The organism is Caballeronia sp. DA-9 (assembly GCF_051615025.1).
Lineage (GTDB): Bacteria > Pseudomonadota > Gammaproteobacteria > Burkholderiales > Burkholderiaceae > Caballeronia > Caballeronia sordidicola.
This window is the reverse complement of the sequence record NZ_CP195131.1, coordinates 319,053-336,364: the sequence shown is the minus strand read 5'-3', so window position 1 is coordinate 336,364 and position 17,312 is coordinate 319,053. Positions and strand designations below refer to the sequence as shown.

General features: G+C 60.4%; 12 protein-coding genes. 9 read left to right on the top strand and 3 right to left on the bottom strand.

Annotated features, from left to right (window positions below; genetic code table 11):
- The first annotated feature begins 86 nt into the window (after positions 1–86).
- Together ACRWA7_RS01510 and ACRWA7_RS01505 are read left to right on the top strand one after the other, a co-directional pair.
- Entirely contained in the window at positions 87–1,010 is a 924-nt protein-coding gene (locus ACRWA7_RS01510) for a LysR substrate-binding domain-containing protein (RefSeq protein WP_438390766.1), read from the top strand.
- A gap of 115 nt (positions 1,011–1,125) precedes the next feature.
- Positions 1,126–2,805, top strand: a complete 1,680-nt coding sequence (locus ACRWA7_RS01505) for a S10 family peptidase (RefSeq protein WP_438390765.1) — start codon at positions 1,126–1,128, stop codon at positions 2,803–2,805.
- A 19-nt stretch (positions 2,806–2,824) separates the two neighbouring features.
- Here ACRWA7_RS01505 and ACRWA7_RS01500 read toward each other — a convergent pair whose 3' ends face one another.
- Positions 2,825–4,099 carry a cytochrome-c peroxidase gene (locus tag ACRWA7_RS01500; RefSeq protein ID WP_438390764.1) on the bottom strand — a complete coding sequence of 425 codons (1,275 nt, stop codon included), beginning with the start codon at positions 4,097–4,099 and terminating at the stop codon, positions 2,825–2,827.
- 208 nt (positions 4,100–4,307) lie between these two features.
- Between ACRWA7_RS01500 and ACRWA7_RS01495 the strand changes: the two genes are divergently transcribed.
- Positions 4,308–5,864: an acid phosphatase gene (locus ACRWA7_RS01495; protein WP_060856448.1), complete on the top strand. Its 1,557-nt coding sequence runs from the start codon at positions 4,308–4,310 to the stop codon at positions 5,862–5,864.
- Between the two features lie 178 nt (positions 5,865–6,042).
- On the opposite strand, the gene rpoD is transcribed toward ACRWA7_RS01495, so the two are convergent.
- Positions 6,043–7,929: an RNA polymerase sigma factor RpoD gene (rpoD, locus tag ACRWA7_RS01490; protein ID WP_244164092.1), complete on the bottom strand. Its 1,887-nt coding sequence runs from the start codon at positions 7,927–7,929 to the stop codon at positions 6,043–6,045.
- Positions 7,930–8,661: 732 nt separating this feature from the next.
- Here rpoD and ACRWA7_RS01485 point away from each other — a divergent pair.
- The 5 genes from ACRWA7_RS01485 to dapA all read left to right on the top strand — a co-directional run bounded on the left by ACRWA7_RS01485 (position 8,662) and on the right by dapA (position 15,163).
- Positions 8,662–10,089 carry an FAD-binding oxidoreductase gene (locus tag ACRWA7_RS01485; protein WP_438390763.1) on the top strand — a complete coding sequence of 476 codons (1,428 nt, stop codon included), beginning with the start codon at positions 8,662–8,664 and terminating at the stop codon, positions 10,087–10,089.
- An 88-nt stretch (positions 10,090–10,177) separates the two neighbouring features.
- Positions 10,178–11,284, top strand: a complete 1,107-nt coding sequence (locus tag ACRWA7_RS01480) for an ABC transporter substrate-binding protein (RefSeq protein WP_438390762.1) — start codon at positions 10,178–10,180, stop codon at positions 11,282–11,284.
- Between the two features lie 43 nt (positions 11,285–11,327).
- On the top strand, positions 11,328–12,425 hold the full coding sequence (locus ACRWA7_RS01475) for an ABC transporter ATP-binding protein (RefSeq protein WP_438390761.1): 1,098 nt from the start codon (positions 11,328–11,330) through the stop codon (positions 12,423–12,425).
- A gap of 96 nt (positions 12,426–12,521) precedes the next feature.
- The gene (locus tag ACRWA7_RS01470; RefSeq protein ID WP_438391026.1) at positions 12,522–14,231 is read left to right on the top strand and encodes an ABC transporter permease subunit; all 1,710 of its coding nucleotides are present in this window, start codon (positions 12,522–12,524) and stop codon (positions 14,229–14,231) included.
- A 26-nt stretch (positions 14,232–14,257) separates the two neighbouring features.
- Positions 14,258–15,163 carry a 4-hydroxy-tetrahydrodipicolinate synthase gene (gene dapA, locus ACRWA7_RS01465; RefSeq protein WP_438390760.1) on the top strand — a complete coding sequence of 302 codons (906 nt, stop codon included), beginning with the start codon at positions 14,258–14,260 and terminating at the stop codon, positions 15,161–15,163.
- Between the two features lie 8 nt (positions 15,164–15,171).
- Here the strand turns inward: dapA and ACRWA7_RS01460 are convergent, their stop codons facing one another.
- Positions 15,172–15,999: an IclR family transcriptional regulator gene (locus ACRWA7_RS01460; RefSeq protein WP_438390759.1), complete on the bottom strand. Its 828-nt coding sequence runs from the start codon at positions 15,997–15,999 to the stop codon at positions 15,172–15,174.
- A gap of 70 nt (positions 16,000–16,069) precedes the next feature.
- On the opposite strand from ACRWA7_RS01460, the gene ACRWA7_RS01455 reads away from it, so the two are divergent.
- The gene (locus ACRWA7_RS01455) at positions 16,070–17,254 is read left to right on the top strand and encodes an alpha-hydroxy acid oxidase (RefSeq protein WP_060856455.1); all 1,185 of its coding nucleotides are present in this window, start codon (positions 16,070–16,072) and stop codon (positions 17,252–17,254) included.
- Positions 17,255–17,312: the final 58 nt, after the last annotated feature.

Sequence of the window (17,312 nt, the reverse complement as noted above, 5' to 3'; positions counted from 1 at the left end):
GGCGAATTTATTTTGTTCGTCGCAAGGCATATCGTCCAATACGAATAAAATAACTACCCATACAACAATGATATGGGTTGCCTTTCATGAATCTTAAGCACATCGAGGCGTTCCGGGCTGTGATGCTTGCGGGGTCCATGACCGCTGCAGCGAAGGAACTGTTCACGTCGCAGCCCAATATCAGCCGCCTGATTACGCAGCTGGAACGTGAAACCGGGCTGCAATTGTTCCTGCGCAGCGGCGTGAGACTGATTCCCACGAGCGAGGGGAACTCGTTTTTCCGCGAGGTGGAGCGCGCGTATGTGGGCCTGCAGGGGCTGACGAATGCTGCGGCGCAAATCAAGAATCTCGGCACCGGGCGATTGCGCATTGCAGCAATGCCGTCTGCCGGAATGACGCTCGTGCCGCATGCAATCCAGCGCTTCCAGGCGAAATATCCGGAAGTCACTGTGTCGCTCCATGTGAATACATCGGGCACGGTCAATCACTGGACCAGTTCGCAGTTTTGCGATCTCGGGGTCGCCATCTATTCGAGCGAGGCGTCGAATTGCGAGGTCGAGTTGTTATCGAAAGTCGCGGCGGTATGCGTGCTGCCGGCGGGTCATCGGCTGGCAAAAAAGGCTGCGCTCAAGCCGAAGGATTTCGCGGGCGAGCCGTTCGTATCGTTATGTCATGGCGACGGCACACGCACGCTGATGGACGAAGCCTTCACGCGTGCGGGCGTTGAGCGCGTGCTCGCAATCGAAGCGCAGTACGCGGCGATCTGCTGCGAGATGGTCCGGTGCGGAATGGGCGTGACGCTCGCGCATCCAATCGTGGCGCAGGACTTTGCGGGACCCGAGATCGCGATCCGGCCGTTTTCGCCGGCGGTAATGTTCCCCATGTATCTGCTGTTCCCGCCTCATCAGCCAAGGGCGCGGTTGACGATGGATTTCGTTGATATGCTGAGGCAAACGCATGATGACCAGCTTGCAGTTGTGGACAAGCCGCAGCGGTTAAAGCGTGCATGAGCGGGGTCCCGGGCGAGTAAAGCGCGCTGCTCTCCCACTAGAGACTATTGACGCGGTGCGCGGGCTTATCGAGAATCCCAGACGGCAGACAAGCCAAACAACGACCGGGACTACGATGCGCGCTTGCTTCAGGAAGTTGGTACGGGGTCTGATCGTGATCGGTCTGACAGGCAACGCATTCGCGGTCGTGGCGCAGGACGAGGGCGCAAACGCAAACGCCGCGCCAACCGATGAAGCCGCTTCCGCAGCCGCTGCGCGGCCCGCCTCGGGACCGGCTGCGAACGCACCGCGCGCGGCGGAGCGTCCGCGCACGGCGCGCGCATCGGCTGCAAGCGATACCGCCAGCGGCGTCAAGCCGGACAACGCCATCCCGGTCCCGCCCGAAACGCAATCGGTCACGCAGCATTCCATCAAGCTCGATGGCAAGAAGGTCGACTACACCGCAACAGCCGGCAATCTGCTCTTGCGCAACAACGCAGGCCAGGCCGAAGCCAGCATCTTCTACGTGGCTTATACGTCCGACGCAAAGCACGCCGCCACGCGCCCCATCACCTTTCTCTTCAACGGCGGCCCGGGCGCTGGCAGCATGTTCCTGCTGATGGGATCGATCGGACCGAAACGCGCGCATACATCGAGTCCGGCGATCACGCCACCCGCGCCTTACGTGCTCGCGGATAACCCGGACAGTCTTCTCGGCACCACCGATCTCGTGTTTATCGATGCCCCCGGCGCGGGTTTTTCGCGCATCGTGGGCCGCGCGACCGGCAAGCAGTTCTGGGGTGTGGATGAAGACCTCGGCGCGTTCGAGCGTTTCATCGAGCGATACCTAAGCGTCAACCAGCGCTGGAACTCGCCCAAGTATATGCTTGGCGAGTCGTATGGCACAGCGCGCGCCGCCATGCTTGCGTACCGATTGAGCCAGAACAACATTGCGTTGAATGGCGTGGTGCTGATGTCGTCGGTGCTCAACTCGGCCACGCGCGCGCCCGGCACCGACCTTGAAGCGGTGAGCTATCTGCCCACGTACGCCGCCATTGCGTGGTATCACGACAAACTGGTCCCCAAGCCACCTGATTTGCACGCCTATCTCGACGAAGTCCGCGCATTCGCGGCGGGCCCTTACGCAGAGGCGCTGGCGAAAGGGGACGCGCTGCCGGATTCCGAACGCGACGCCATTGCGGCGCGCGTCGCCGGATACACAGGGCTCACCGCCGAGTACGTCAAACAGACGCGGCTCGAAATCTGGCCATCGCGTTTTCGCAAGCAACTGCTGCGCGGCGAATCGCGCAGTCTCGGACGATACGACGCGCGATTCGAGGGTATCGACTATGACGACGCCGCCGAGCATCCCGATTACGATGCTTCGGTGACCAGCGTGGCAAGCGCATTCGATGCCGCGTTACATCAGCATCTCGTGCAGGATCTTCATTTCGAGGCGCCGGATGCGTATCGCGTATTCAATGACAGCGCGTTGACGCAATGGAACTGGAAGCATCGGGCGTCATGGGGCGAGCAGTTGTCGCAACCTTATGCAGCAGGCGATCTTGCTGCGGCGATGCGGCAAAACCCGCGCCTTCGCGTGCTTTCGCTCAATGGATATTTCGATCTGGCAACGCCATTCTTTCAGACCGAATATGACCTGTCGCACATGGGCCTGGACCCGTCCTTGCGCGCGAATATCCAGCGCGCGTATTACCCGACCGGGCACATGATCTATCTCGACGACGCGGCGTTGCATGCGTTAAAGAGCGACCTGACGCGCTTTTATAAAGCGGACGAAACCGCGAGTCAGTGAAGTCAAGCGTGGACCTCGCCTACTTCGCCGCTTCGTATCCGTCGGTCAGCGTATTAAGAAACGCGACAACGTCCTTGATTTCGGCTTCGTTCATCGCGGGCTGCTCGCCGGGCTTGCGGTCGAACGGCGCTTCCGTATTGATGTTCGACCAGTAGCGCTTGGGCAGGTCATCGAACTTCTGCACCTTGCCGTGCACCACCGGATAGAACTTCTCCGGGTTGGTATCGCGCTGGACATAGAAGCGCACCACTTCATCCAGCGAGTGATAAATGCCATTGTGGAAGAACGCCTTGCGCGTTGCCACGTTGCGCAGCGAGGGCGTCCTGAAGATGCCGCAATATTCGGACTGGCCCCTGAGATCCTTGCGCTCCGGCCCGCATGCGCCAAGATCGAAAAATTTCGGATCGCGGTTGACAGGCAACGCGCGGTTGCGCGGCACGCCAACAGCAATCAGACCAAAGTCGCTGAACTGCGGCGGCGAGCCGTCCTTCGCGCGCTGGCTGATATGGCACGCGGCGCAGTTGCCCTTCTTTTCATCGTTGAAAAGCTCGAGGCCGCGCAGTTCCGCTTCATTCAGTTTCGCTTTGCCTGCAAGGAACGCGTCGAACTTGCTCGTGTACGGATAGAACTTTTGCGGCGTCTGTTCAAAGGCTTCGAGAGAACGGAGAATGGCGTCGAACGCCTTGTCGTCCTGGTCGAATACTTGCGCGCCGAACGCCTCGCGGAACTCGCCCGCGTAGGGCGCGGCCTTGACCGCCGCCACCACTTGCGCCGGCGTGCTGCCCATTTCAAACGATGACGTCAACGGTATGCGCGCCTGATCCGCGCCATGATCCACCCGTCCGTCCCATGTCAGGCCGCCAGTCGGGCCGGCATCGACGCTTTCGTCCCCTTCGTCGTCCGAGTCGTGGAAATGCTGCGTGAATTGCGGCACCGACTGGAGATAACGCAACGACGGCACCGCGCGAAATCCAGGCCTGTGCATGTCGCTTCCACCCAGTTGCACCGACAACCCGTTCGGTGGCCCGAACGCATGACTCGGACTGTGGCACGACGCGCACGCAAGCTTCCCAGATCCCGAGAGCGATGGGTCCATGAACATCTTCTCGCCCACCGACGTCATCAGCTTCACCTGCGCAAAGACCTGCGCGCGAGATTTCGCTTCGCTTGCACTGTAAGACCCGGCTTGCGGCGCCGTTGAAGCTGCGTGTGAATCGCAACCGCTAAGGATGATTGATGACACGCACAACGCGGCCAGGGACAGCGATAAGGAAACGATGGATGGCATATGCATAAGGCTTCAGAGAGAAGACGAAGCGTATGACGCTCGTATGTCACTCACGTGACATGACAAATGCCCTTCGTTGTTTCCGTTAAAACCTGACACAGTCTTACTTATTGAAAGCTATATTAAATGTTCCTGTCAAATCCGCTTGGGACACTGCGGCACCGGCAAACATCCAGATCCACCCCGCCGGTTCCCCAACGACAGAGACCTATCGATGAACAAGAAACTCGTCCTCGCCGTGCCGCTCACGGCGTCGATCGCATTCGGCCTATACGCATGCGGCGGCAATGACGACAAGAAAGCCGACCTGACATCGGTGAAGAACATTGTCGTGATCTACGCGGAAAACCGCAGCTTCGACAACCTCTACGGCAACTTCCCCGGCGCGAACGGGCTACAAGGCGTGACAGCCGCGAGCGCACAGCAGCTCGACCGCGACGGCAGCGTGCTTCCGGTATTGCCGCCCGTCTGGAGCGGCCTGACTGCGACCGGCGTCACGCCCGTAGTCACACAAGCCATGACCGCGAACTTGCCGAATGCGCCGTTTGCCATTGACGATCCGGCGGGTTTCAACACGCCTTTGTCGCTGACCACACGTGACCTGTATCACCGTTTCTATGAAAACCAGATGCAGATCAATGGCGGCAAGAACGACAAGTTCGCCGCGTGGGCCGACTCGGGCGGCCTTGTCATGGGTCACTACAACACCAACGCCGACAAGCTGCCGCTCTACAAGATCGCCCAGCAATTCACGCTCGCCGACAACTTCTTCATGGGCGCATTCGGTGGCTCGTTCCTGAACCACCAGTGGCTCGTCTGCGCATGCACGCCGATCTATCCGAACGCGGACAAGAGCGTCGCGTCCGGATCGATTTCGTCGGTGAATGCGGATGGTGTGTCGCTGAAACTGACGGCGACATCGCCGGCATCGGCTATCGCGGGCATTCCGAAGTTCGTCAATTCGGGCAACCTGACGCCTGATTTCTTCGCCATCAACACCATGCAGCCGCCGTATCAGCCAAGCGGCAACACACCGCCCGCGGGTGGCGACGCAACCCTCGCCGATCCGGCCGTGGCCACCACGCTGCCGCCGCAAACGCAGACGCATATTGGCGATCTGCTGAACACGGCGAACGTATCGTGGGCGTGGTACGGCGGCTCGTGGGGCGCGGCGCTCGCCGATCGCACGAAGATCAGCGGCTCGACGAACTCGGTGCCGAACTTCCAGACGCATCATCAGCCGTTCAATTACTTCGCCGACCTCGCGCCGGGTACGGCCAACCGCACGCAGCATTTGCTGGATGGCGGCACGGACGGCTCGGAGTTCATCAAGGCAATCGATGCGGGCACGCTACCGTCCGTTGCGTTCTACAAGCCGCAAGGTAACTTGAACGAGCACGCGGGTTATACGGACGTGGCTTCGGGCGATGCGCACATTGCGAACGTAATCCAGCATCTGCAAGCGAGCCCGCAGTGGAAGAACATGGTTGTGGTCGTGACCTACGATGAAAACGGCGGTTTCTGGGATCACGTCGCGCCGCCGAAGGGTGATCGCTGGGGTCCGGGCACGCGCATTCCGGCGCTCGTGATTTCGCCGTACGCGAAGAAGGGCTTTGTCGATCACACGCAATACGACACGACCTCGATCCTGCGCCTGATTACCACGCGCTACTCGTTGCCGAAGCTGCCGGGCCTGACGGCACGCGACGCCGCAATGGTCGCGGCCGGCGGCAAGCCGATGGGCGATCTGACGGCGGCACTGGACTTCTGATAGCCAAGCCTCATGGAAAAAAGGGCGATGCGGCTTGAAAGCCCATCGCGCTTTTTTTGTTAATACCTGGAGACCGAATAAAAAAATCCGCGGTTGGCGACCCGGAACACCGGACCCACCAACCGCGGACATGTACTTCCAAGTCTTCGTTAAGCCTGCGAACAAACAGGCAGCGCGCTTAATGCGCCAGGAACGATCTCAACTTCTCCGACCGGCTTGGATGCACGAGCTTGCGCATTGCCTTGCTTTCGATCTGACGAATCCGCTCGCGGGTTACATCGAACTGCTTGCCGACTTCTTCCAGCGTATGGTCGGAAACCGTGTCGATACCAAAGCGCATTCTCAACACCTTCGCCTCGCGCGGCGACAGCGAATCCAGCGCGTCCTTGATCGCAAGACGCATGTCCGCGTGCATGGCGGCATCTGCCGGCGACTCGGTCGCCGAATCTTCCACCATGTCGCCGAGCGTGGTGTCGCCGTCTTCGCCCAAGGGCGTTTCCAGCGAAACCGGCTGACGCGCGATCTTCAGGATGCTGCGAACCTTCTCTTCCGACAAGTCGAGCCGAACCGCCAACACCGAAGGATGCGCTTCCTGCCCGGTCTGCTGCAGGATTTCACGCGATACACGGTTCAGCTTGTTGATGGTCTCGATCATGTGCACCGGCACACGAATGGTACGGCCCTGATCGGCGAGCGAACGTGTCACAGCCTGGCGAACCCACCATGTTGCGTACGTGGAAAACTTCCAGCCGCGCCGGTATTCGAACTTGTCCACGGCCTTCATCAAGCCGATGTTGCCTTCCTGGATCAGATCCAGGAAATGCATGCCGCGGTTCACGTACTTCTTCGCGATCGAAATCACGAGACGCAAGTTCGCTTCCGTCATCTCGCGCTTTGCCTGACGCATCTTGTGCTCGGCCGACGTCATCTGCTTGTTGAGCGCCTTCAGTTGCGACAGCGGCAACATCAGTTGCGATTCGATTTCGATCAGCTTTTGCTGTTCGGCCTGAATCGCGGGCAACGCGCGTTCGAGCGCCTTGCCATATGCGCTCGATGCCGCCGCGTGACGCATGGTCCACTCGAGATCGGTCTCGTGACCCGGGAACACTTCAACGAACTTCTCGCGCGGCATGCCCGCTAGGTCGACAGCGATCTTCAGGATACGGCGTTCAATGGCGCGAACCTGCTCGACCTGCTCATGCACCTCGGCGCACAACCGGTCGATGGTCCGGGCGGTAAACCGCACGGTCGCCAGTTCATTCTGGATATGTTCCTGCACCGTCGGCCAGTCGCCGGTACGCGAATCGTTGGCGCTGTAAGCCGCATGGAATGCGTCGAACTGATCGCGCACGTTGACGAAAATAGGCAGGCAATCGCGCAGCAAGTGCTTGAGGCGCGTGGCATTCGCGCGCGTAGCCTGTTCGTCGTCGGTTTCGCCTTCTTCGTCGTCGCTTTCCGATGCAAGCTCGGCTTCGTCGAGTTCCGCGTCCGCGTCGTCAACGACTGCTTCGTCGAGCGTGCTCGCGTCCTTGAAGCCGTCCACGAGTTCGTCGATGCGCAATTCACCCGCCACGACCTTGTCCACCGTCGTCAGCAGCGTGACAACCGTAGACGGGCACGCGAAGGCCGCCTTGATCATTTCGCCAAGGCCATCTTCAATGCGCTTCGCAATCTCGATTTCGCCGGCGCGGGTCAACAACTCCGTGCTGCCCATTTCACGCATGTACATGCGCACCGGGTCGGTCGTGCGGCCGAATTCAGAGTCCACGGTCGCAAGCGTGACTTCCGCTTCCTCGTCCGATTGTTCGTCCGACACGGCGGTCGGCGTGGAGTCGTTCAGCAGCAGCGTCTCGGAGTCCGGCGCTTCTTCATAGACCGCCACGCCCATGTCGCGGAACGTGCTGACGATGGTTTCGATAGCCGACGTCTGGGCAAAGTTACCGGGCAGGTGGTCGTTGATCTCCGCGTGCGTGAGGTAGCCTTGCTGCTTTCCTAGCTGGATCAACGCGCGCATCTGGCGTTGACGTTCGTCGGCCTGTTCGGGCGAGACGACGCCTTCGTCCATTGAAGGACGCGACAGCTTGTCTGCGGACCCACGGCGGGCTTTCGATTTCTTGGCAGGAACGCCGTTTCCGGCGGTAGATTCGGTTGGATCAAAACTTGTCATACATTTCCTCGATGGCCTTGCTCTGAGAAAAGCAATCCGGTGCACAGGCGGTCACACACGCGCACTACCGTGAAGACCGACAGGATCGTCACCTCGGGTTGAGCTAATCAATGCGTTGATTCGAGCAAGCTGAATCAGTTGGAGGCGGGGCGCGCTAACAAGCGCAGGATTCGCGCGGGCCGTACAGTCTATAGCAACTTCGTTGCTGCGAGTGCGTTACGCGCCAATAAACAGGCGTTTCCGGCATTCACACGCAGCGAAACAACAACATTCGGCCGGATACGAACACATTTGCGGACGAATCGAGCCGAATCAAGGCCGTAGAAGGCTTGATGGCGTCTTTGCATCGCTTTGATCGCACCCTGTTTGATTTCAATTTCTGAAGAGTGTCTGAAGGCGGCGCCAGTGCTTTCAGACCGATATCAAACCGAAAAATCCCCTGCTCTTGCTGCGGCATCATGCCGCAGCAAGTCCGTTCAATGCCTATTTTGTATCGGCGAAAACGCCTATTTTAATCGCATTACGATTAAAGGCATTTCAATGCGATTTTTTTCTTCATATCCTGCTCTTCAGACGCGGGCTTTGGCTGGTTCAAAGTAACGCCCGGCGTCCGATCCGAGGAACTGGAACATGAATGACGTCACCCCGTTGATTGCCGCGCTGAAAACCGAGATCGGAGCCGACGCAGTGTTGACCGACGCCGCCGATCTCGCGCCTTTCACTGAAGACTGGCGCGGCCGGTATAAAGGACCTGCCGCAGCGGTCGTGCAGCCGTCGAACACGGCGCAGGTCGCGGCAATCGTCCGGCTGTGCGCGGCGCGCGGCGTGCCGGTCCTGCCGCAAGGCGGAAACACCAGTCTTTGCGCTGGCGCCATCCCGCGCAATGAGGGCGTGGCGCCGGTCATCCTCAATCTGGCGCGCATGCGCCGCATTCGTCACATCGACGCCGCCAATGGCTCGATGGAAGTCGAAGCGGGCTGCGTGCTCAAGACGGTGCAAGACGCAGCGGCGGCGGAAAACCGGCTGTACGCAGTGAGCCTCGGTGCGGAAGGCTCATGCCAGATCGGTGGAAATTTATCGACGAATGCGGGCGGTACGGGCGTCGTGCGCTACGGCAACACCCGCGACAACGTGCTCGGCCTGGAAGTGGTTCTCGCCGATGGCACCATCTGGAACGGCTTGCGTGCCTTGCGCAAGGACAATACGGGGCTCGATCTGAAGCATTTGTTCATCGGCACGGAAGGCACGCTCGGGATCATCACGGCGGCAACGCTCAAGCTGCATCCGCTGCCAACGCAACATGCGCTCGCGTGGTTCGCGCCCTCAGACCCCGCTGCCGCACTGCAGATTCTCGGTTTGTTTCAGGCAGCATGCGGCTCGCGCCTGAGCGCCTTCGAGATGATCAACCGGCGTCAGCTGGAACTGGTTATCCAACACGTGCCGGGGCGGCGCAATCCGCTCGGCGAACTGCATGAATGGCACGTACTGGTCGAACTCGCCGATACCAGCGGCGGCAACGAAATGGCCGCGCTGCTTCAGCAAACGCTCGAGCACGCGGCTGAACAAGGCCTTATCCACGACGCAATCCTCGCGAGCAACGAGACTCAACGCGCAACGCTCTGGGAGATTCGCCACAGCGTGTCCGAGGCAAACAAGAAAGCGGGCGTGGGTCTCACGACAGACTGCGCGGTGCCGGTTTCGGCGGTGCCGGCGTTTATTGAACGGGCAACGCAAGCGGTGCACGCAATCGTCCCGGCGCTCGACATTCTCGTGGTTGCGCATCTCGGCGATGGCAACGCGCATTTCATTCCCTTCTTCACCTTCGACGCCTGGCGCGAACTCGCCGATCCCGCCGCGATGGCGGCCGCCATGCGCCGCTGCGTAAACGATGTCGCGCACGAATTACACGGCACGTTCAGCGCCGAGCATGGTGTTGGACAAACCGGCTTGCCGGAGATGGCGCACTACAAATCACCCGCGGAACTTGCCTTGATGCGCGCCGTGAAAACCGCGCTCGATCCGCGAAACCTGCTTAATCCGGGACGTTTGATTCCTTGAACTGCCCGGCCCGCTCCGGGCCACCTGAAGAAGCCCGGACACTCGCACCCCTAGCGTTTCTGTTTTCATCCACACCCTTGGAGCCGACATGAAAAAGCAGCCCGCACGCGATGAGATTCAAGCGATCCAAAATCCCGGCCGCCGCACGGTCATCAAGATTGCTGCCGCCGGCGCCGCAGCGGTCGCGTTCCCGTTTGTCTGGACGCCATCGCGGGCGGCGAGCAAACGCATCGTGATTCGCGACGATGGCGGCATCTACACGAAAGCGTATGGCGCCGTGTTCTACAAGCCTTTCACCGAAAAAACCGGCATTGAAGTGGTCGGCGTGCAGGCAAATGCCGAACCTACCGCGCAGATCAAGAGCATGGTCGAGACCGGCAGCTACACCTGGGACATGGCGAAGATCAGCCAGCCCGCAATCCTGCTGCTCACCGGCGGCGGCAAGGAATATCTGGAAAAACACGGCCTTGAATCCGACCCGACGGTCGCGAAGATTCCATCGCAATACATGTCGCCGTATGGCGTAGGCACGAATGTTTATACAACGGTGCTCGCCTATCGCACGGATGCGTTCAAGGGACGCAAGGCGCCTTCGTCATGGGCCGACATGTGGAACGTCAAGGATTATCCGGGCCGTCGCGGACTGCGCAAATATCCGTTCGATACTTTCGAAGAAGCGCTGATGGGCGACGGCGTGCCGACCTCGCAGGTGTATCCGGTCAATTTCGACAAAGGCATTGCGAGTCTCGACAAGATTTCGAAGCACGTCGATGTGTGGTGGACAACCGGCGCGCAAGTCGAACAGATGCTCGGCTCGGGCGAAGTCGACATGATCAGCACATGGGTATCGCGCGCGCAATCGGCGATTGCCAACGGCGCGCCCGTGGCGATTGTCTGGAACCAGAACATCTGGGGTTGCGACAACTGGTCGATCCTCAAAGGCACGCCAAACGCCGCGGCGTGCCGCGAGTTCATCAAGTTCGCGTCCGACCCTAAACGGCAGGCTGCGCTCGTGGAATACTTCCCCGCAGGTGTTACGCAGCCCGAAGCATTCAACTTCATCAAGCCGGAAATCGCGAAGAATTGCCCGACGTTCCCGGAGAACATGAAGAACGGCCTGCATATCGACGCGAAATTCTGGCAGGAAAAACAAAGCGTTGGACTCGAGCGGTTCAATAGCTGGATCCTGACCTAAACCCTTTTTGTCACCGCGTTTTATTGCCAGGGATGTCATCACCATGTCTGCCTCGAACCTTCAAATCACGGGACTGTGCAAGCGCTACGGTGACTTTGTCGCGCTTGCGCCCATCGATCTCGACGTCGCCCAGGGCGAATTCCTGACCCTGCTCGGGCCGAGCGGTTCGGGCAAGACCACGTTGCTGAGTCTTATCGCGGGATTGTCGCAACCCGACGACGGACAGGTGCGCATCAATGGTACGGACGTGACGTATGGCGCGCCGTATGAACGCGACATCGGCATGGTGTTTCAGAACTATGCGCTGTTCCCGCACATGACGGTCGCGGAGAACGTCGCGTTCCCGTTGCAGATGCGCAAGACCGACGCAAAGGCGACGCGCGAGAAGGTCATGCAGGCGCTGGAAATGGTGCATCTGCCGCATGTTGCCGGGCGTTATCCGCGAGAGTTGTCGGGCGGCCAGCAGCAGCGGATTGCGCTTGCGCGCTGCATGGTTTATCGGCCGTCGATCATTCTGATGGACGAACCGCTTGGCGCGCTCGACAAGAAATTGCGCGACCAGATGCAACTGGAGATCAAGCGGATTCATCGCGATCTGGGCACGACGATTGTGTACGTCACGCACGACCAGGAGGAAGCGATGACCATGTCCGATCGCATCTGCCTGATGAACGCGGGGTCGATCGCGCAGCTTGGCTCGCCGGGCGATCTGTATTTCCGTCCGAAGAGCGTGTTCGTTGCGGACTTCCTGGGCGAATCGAATCTGCTCGATGCGGTCGTGACCAGCCGTATAGGCGATGAGGTTCGGATCAGCGTGCAAGGCGGCGCGAACGTAAACGCCATGGCTTATGACGCCGTGATCCGCGACGGCAAGCCTGTGAAACTGATGCTCCGTCCGCAAAACCTGCAGATCCACGATGGACCGCCAGCGGAGTTCATCAATGGCGGCACGCTGTCGGCGAAACTCACCGACATCATGGTCACGGGCAGCATGACGAAGCTTTATCTGCAGTCGCATATCACCGACGCAGCGCCGCTCGTCGCGGCATTCCCCACCAACCTGCTCGGCAGCCAGTACGAAATCGGGCAGACGCTCGGGCTTTCGTGGCTGACGGCGGACGCCGTGGCCATTGCGGGGTAAATGATGAATCGCTCCGCCCTGATTGCTGGACAGACGCGTTCCGATACGCCGCCGCATCGGCCGGCACGGTGGCGCGCATGGTTGCGCCCCGGCGCGATGAGCGCGCCGATCGTGATCCTGCTGCTCGTGATGCTGGTCTATCCCGTCGGCCAACTGCTGCTCTTGAGCGTGCATAACGGCGCGGGTTTCACGCTCGTGGAATACAAGCGGCTCTTTGCGTCGTCGGTCTATGTGGATGTGTTGCTGATCACGCTGAAGGTGTCCTTGTGGACGACGTTCTTCTCCGTGCTCACCGGTTATCCCATTGCGTATCTGATTTCATCGCTTACGCGGGAGCGCAAGAACCGCCTGCTGTTCTGGGTCTTGCTGTCCTTCTGGACCAGCTTTCTCGTGCGCACGTTCGCGTGGGTCGTGCTGCTTGGGCGCAACGGCGTGATCAATCAGGTGCTGATGGGACTGGGGATTATCGACCGGCCGTTGAACCTGCTTTATAACTTCTCCGCGGTCATTGTCGGCATGGTTCACGCACTGATGCCACTTGCGGTGCTGACCATGTTGTCGGTCATGGAGAACATAGACCGGCGTTTGCCGAGCGCTGCGGCAACCCTCGGCGCGCGGCCGGGCACGGTATTCTGGAAAGTGTATTTCCCGTTGTCGCTGCCGGGCGTCGCGGCGGGTGCGTTGATGGTGTTCGTGACCGCCATCGGCTTCTTCATTACGCCCACGCTGCTCGGCGGACGCCATCAGACCATGATCACGCAACTGATCATCGACCAGGTGATGCAGGCGTTGAACTGGGGATTCGCGGGCGCCATTTCCGTGCTGCTGCTGGCTGTCGTTTTGATCGTGTTCCTGATCTACGACCGTCTCGTGGGTCTTTCCACCATGGCTGGCGGCGCCTCCGCACGCGGTCCGAAACATGGCGGCGGATTGAGCCGCAAGCTCGGCGACCTGATCCTGACGGCGCTCGGCAACGCCACCGATTTCATGATCGGCCTGCTCCCCAAACGCCGCAAGCGCGCGGCCGCTGGTGCGAGCCTGAGCTTGCGCGTAGTCGTGACCCTGCTGCTGGTGTTCCTGAGCGCGCCCGCGTTTCTCATGATCCCGCTTTCCTTCGATGCCGCTTCCGGTCTTGCGTGGCCGCCGCACGGATTTTCGCTGCAGTGGTATCGGCAGATGACGGATTCTCCCTTGTGGATGCAGGCCGTCACGCGTTCCATGCTCGTGGGTGTGGGCACCGGCATTCTTTCCATGCTGATCGGCACGCCCGCCGCCTTCCTGCTCGTGCGCGGCGGCATGAAAGGCAAGGCCGCGATGCTCGCGTTCGTCCTCGCGCCAATCGTGGTCCCACGCATGATCATTGCGGTTGGCGTGTTCTATTTCTTTGCGAAGATCGGGCTGATCGGCTCCTCTTATGGACTCGTGCTCGCTCACACGGTGGTTGCCGTGCCCTATGTGGTGATCACCATGATGGCGGTGCTTCGCAACTACGACACGCGGCTCGACCTCGCCGCGCAAAGCATGGGCGCGCGCCCGTGGGCCACCTTGCGCCGGGTCACGTTTCCGATTCTCGGCGCAGGTCTGATGTCGTCGTTCCTGTTCGCGTTCGCCACTTCGTTCGATGAACTGACCATTGCGCTGTTCTCGTCGGGCGGATTGAGCACGACCTTGCCCAAGAAGTTCTGGGACGAAATCACAATGCAGATTTCGCCGGTGATCGCAGCGGTATCGACGTGCTTGTTCGTGTTTATCGCGGTGCTGATCTGGGTCGCCGATCGCTTGCGCCGGCGCAGCCTTGCTTCTTGAAAACCATCGTTTTACAGGACTTCCTCATGCTTTCAGCTCAACAACTGCGTGGCGTTTTTCCCGCCATTCCGACCCCCGTCAATTCCGACGACAGCATCAACGCCGAGGCCGCGCGCGCCTTGATGCGCTATCTGCTCAAGCAAGGCGTGGATGGCGTGGTGCCGCTTGGCGGCACGGGCGAATACGGCGCGCTCTCGCGTGCAGAACGCATTCGCATGGCCGAGATCACGGCGCAGGAAGCGGCTGGCCAGATTCCGGTGATCGCGGGCGTGCTGGATCCGGGTTATCACGATGCAATGCAGGCTGGGAAGGACTTCGCCGCTGCCGGCGCAGACGGTCTGCTGGTGCTGACGCCGTACTACACCAACCCGACGCAAGGCGGCATACGCGATTATTTCCTGCGCTACGCCGACGAATCGCCGTTGCCGATCCTCATCTATGAGATCCCGTATCGCACGCGGATTGCGATCGCGCCCGAAGTGCTGCACGAGTTGTCGAAGCATGAGCGGATCATTGGCATGAAGGCGTGCAACACGGACATGTGGCACTTCCTGCGCACGGTTGCAGGCGTGGACGAATCGTTTGCCGTGCTGAGCGGCGAGGACACGCTGTTCCCGCTGCATGTTGCAGCAGGCGCGCGCGGTGGCATCGTGGTGACGGCAACGTTGTTGCCCACCGCGTGGAAAAAGATTTACGAGCTGGCGCGCGAAGGCAGGACGCAGGATGCGCTCGCGTTGCATCGCTCGCTGATTCCGCTGATGAACATGGCGTTCGCCGAGACGAATCCCGGCCCAATGAAGTCGGTCATGGACCTGATCGACGTCCACGCGCCCGACATGCTTGCGCCTCTGGTTCAGGCGGACCCGGCGTTGTCGGCGAACTTGCGCGTGGAACTCGAAAAGCAGCTCGCTCTGTTCGAACGCAAGCTTTGATTTGACGCTTAGCGCTTGTAGCCGGAAAGCCGCGCCTTGGAAATGGAAGTCGCGGCGACCTGCACGTGCTGCGCGAGTTCGGCCTCGACACGCTCGATGGACCAGCGCGACGTGGGCACCGAAATGTTGATCGCGGCGACGGCCATGCCGCCGTGATCGGTCACCGGCGCGGCCACGGAAATATCGCCGAGCACGGTTTCGTTTTCGATCACCGCATAACCGCGCCGCGCCACTTTGCGCACGCGTTCAAGCAGCTTGTCCGGATTGGTTTCGGTGTAGTGCGTGATGGGATCGAGCCGCGTTTGCGAAAGGATTTCGCGCACGCGTTCATCGGAGAGACGCGACAGGATTGCGATGCCCGACGCCGTGAACATGGCCGGCAAGCGCGCGCCGACCACAATGTCGATATTGACCAGATGCTGCCCCGGAAAGCGCGCGACGAACACGATCTCGTGGCCGTCGAGTTCCTGGAGGTTGGTGGTTTCGCCGAGGCGGCGGCTGATGTCCAGAAGATACGGCGACGCTTTGTCGATGAGTTCGTTGGCGCGCACGTAGTTGTACGAGAACTGCAGCACCTTGGTGGTCAGGCCGTAGTTGCGCGTTTCCGGCACGCGATAAAGATACCCGAGCACTTCGAGCGTATGCACGAGGCGCTGCGTGGCGCTGCGGTCGAGGCCCGACGCGCGCGCAATATCGACGAGGGTCATGTGGCGGCTCGGGCCGTCGAACGCGTGCAGGACCTGGAAGGCTTTTTCAGTTGATCCGACAAACAGCGGCGAGCGGCGAGCCTCTTTTTCGCCTGACTCTTCCGGCTTGCCGACAGCGCTTTTGGACATGCTTGTTTGGATTTTGATGTATCGGATTGTGATTATCACAATTGTAGTGCAATCGAATCGGGGAGCTTGAATGGTTTCATCGGTCGCGGATTACAGGCTTGCTGCGCGACGGCGCTTGCCGCGCTTAGCGTTCGATTATCTCGATGGCGGAGCCGAGGACGGCGACGCGCTGGAGCGCAATAACAATGCGTATAAGCAGTGGCTTTTCAAACCGCGCGTGCTGAAAGACGTGTCCCTTTGCTCTGCCTCGACGCGGTTTTTCGGACGCGAAGCCGCAGCGCCGATGATCGTCGGGCCGACGGGTTTGAACGGCCTTTTCTGGCCCCGTGCCGACGAACTGCTTGCTCAGGCGGCGAGCCGCGCGGGTTTGCCGTTTGCGTTGTCGACGGCTTCCACGTCGCTGCTCGAAGATGTGCGCGCCGCCGCGCAGCAGGGCGACCTGTGGATGCAGCTTTACGTGCAGCAGGATCGCGCAATTGCGGAGGACATCATGCGGCGTGCAAGCGCTGCAGGTTATTCGACACTTCTCCTGACCGTCGATGTCCCTGTGCACGGCAAACGCGATCACGACACACGCAATGGATTCAAATTGCCATTGAAGCTGACGCCGAAACTTGTCGCCGATTGCGTGACGCATCCGCTATGGTCGCTGCAAATGGCGCGCTTCGGTTCGCCGCAGTTGAAGAACATCGCGAAGAGCGTTGGCGAGCGTGCGGATTTATCGCGTCATTCCGCCATGTTGAGCCGGCAGATGGACCTGAGTCTGGGATGGGCGGATCTCGATTGGGTGCGCAAACATTGGAGCGGCAAGGTGATCGTCAAGGGGGTGATGAGCGCCGACGATGCAGCGCTTGCGGTAAAACACGGTGCGGATGGCATCGTGGTATCGAATCACGGCGGGCGGCAATTGGGCAGCACGTTCGCGCCTGTTGAAGTACTGCCGGGGATCGTGGACGCGGTCGGCGACAAACTGACGGTCTTGATTGATGGCGGCGTGCGCCGCGGCAGCGATGCATTGAAAGCCATCGCGCTCGGCGCGCACGGCGTCCTGCTCGGACGCGCGCCGCTGTACGGCGTGGCGGCAAACGGCTTGCCGGGCGCCGCCGGTGTCCTGGCACTGATGCATGACGAAATGACGATCGCGATGCGCTTGCTTGGATGCCAGACGCTTGCGGACCTCGGCCCCGCGTTCATTGGCAATGCAAACGAAGCAATGAGTGAAGTAACGCATCGCAGGTTACATTGCAGAACATGAAGCGGTTAAGCCGCCCTCTATAATCCCACCTTTCGAAGCGGTTCCGTTCGCGTTTCAA

Bases quoted from the DNA above. Each gene is read 5' to 3' on its own strand.
- ACRWA7_RS01510 (WP_438390766.1), top strand. From the start codon at position 87: ATGAATCTTAAGCACATCGAGGCGTTCCGGGCTGTGATGCTTGCGGGG.
- ACRWA7_RS01505 (WP_438390765.1), top strand. From the start codon at position 1,126: ATGCGCGCTTGCTTCAGGAAGTTGGTACGGGGTCTGATCGTGATCGGT.
- ACRWA7_RS01500 (WP_438390764.1), bottom strand. From the start codon at position 4,099: ATGCATATGCCATCCATCGTTTCCTTATCGCTGTCCCTGGCCGCGTTG.
- ACRWA7_RS01495 (WP_060856448.1), top strand. From the start codon at position 4,308: ATGAACAAGAAACTCGTCCTCGCCGTGCCGCTCACGGCGTCGATCGCA.
- rpoD (WP_244164092.1), bottom strand. From the start codon at position 7,929: ATGGACGAAGGCGTCGTCTCGCCCGAACAGGCCGACGAACGTCAACGC.
- ACRWA7_RS01485 (WP_438390763.1), top strand. From the start codon at position 8,662: ATGAATGACGTCACCCCGTTGATTGCCGCGCTGAAAACCGAGATCGGA.
- ACRWA7_RS01480 (WP_438390762.1), top strand. From the start codon at position 10,178: ATGAAAAAGCAGCCCGCACGCGATGAGATTCAAGCGATCCAAAATCCC.
- ACRWA7_RS01475 (WP_438390761.1), top strand. From the start codon at position 11,328: ATGTCTGCCTCGAACCTTCAAATCACGGGACTGTGCAAGCGCTACGGT.
- ACRWA7_RS01470 (WP_438391026.1), top strand. From the start codon at position 12,522: ATGAGCGCGCCGATCGTGATCCTGCTGCTCGTGATGCTGGTCTATCCC.
- dapA (WP_438390760.1), top strand. From the start codon at position 14,258: ATGCTTTCAGCTCAACAACTGCGTGGCGTTTTTCCCGCCATTCCGACC.
- ACRWA7_RS01460 (WP_438390759.1), bottom strand. From the start codon at position 15,999: ATGTCCAAAAGCGCTGTCGGCAAGCCGGAAGAGTCAGGCGAAAAAGAG.
- ACRWA7_RS01455 (WP_060856455.1), top strand. From the start codon at position 16,070: ATGGTTTCATCGGTCGCGGATTACAGGCTTGCTGCGCGACGGCGCTTG.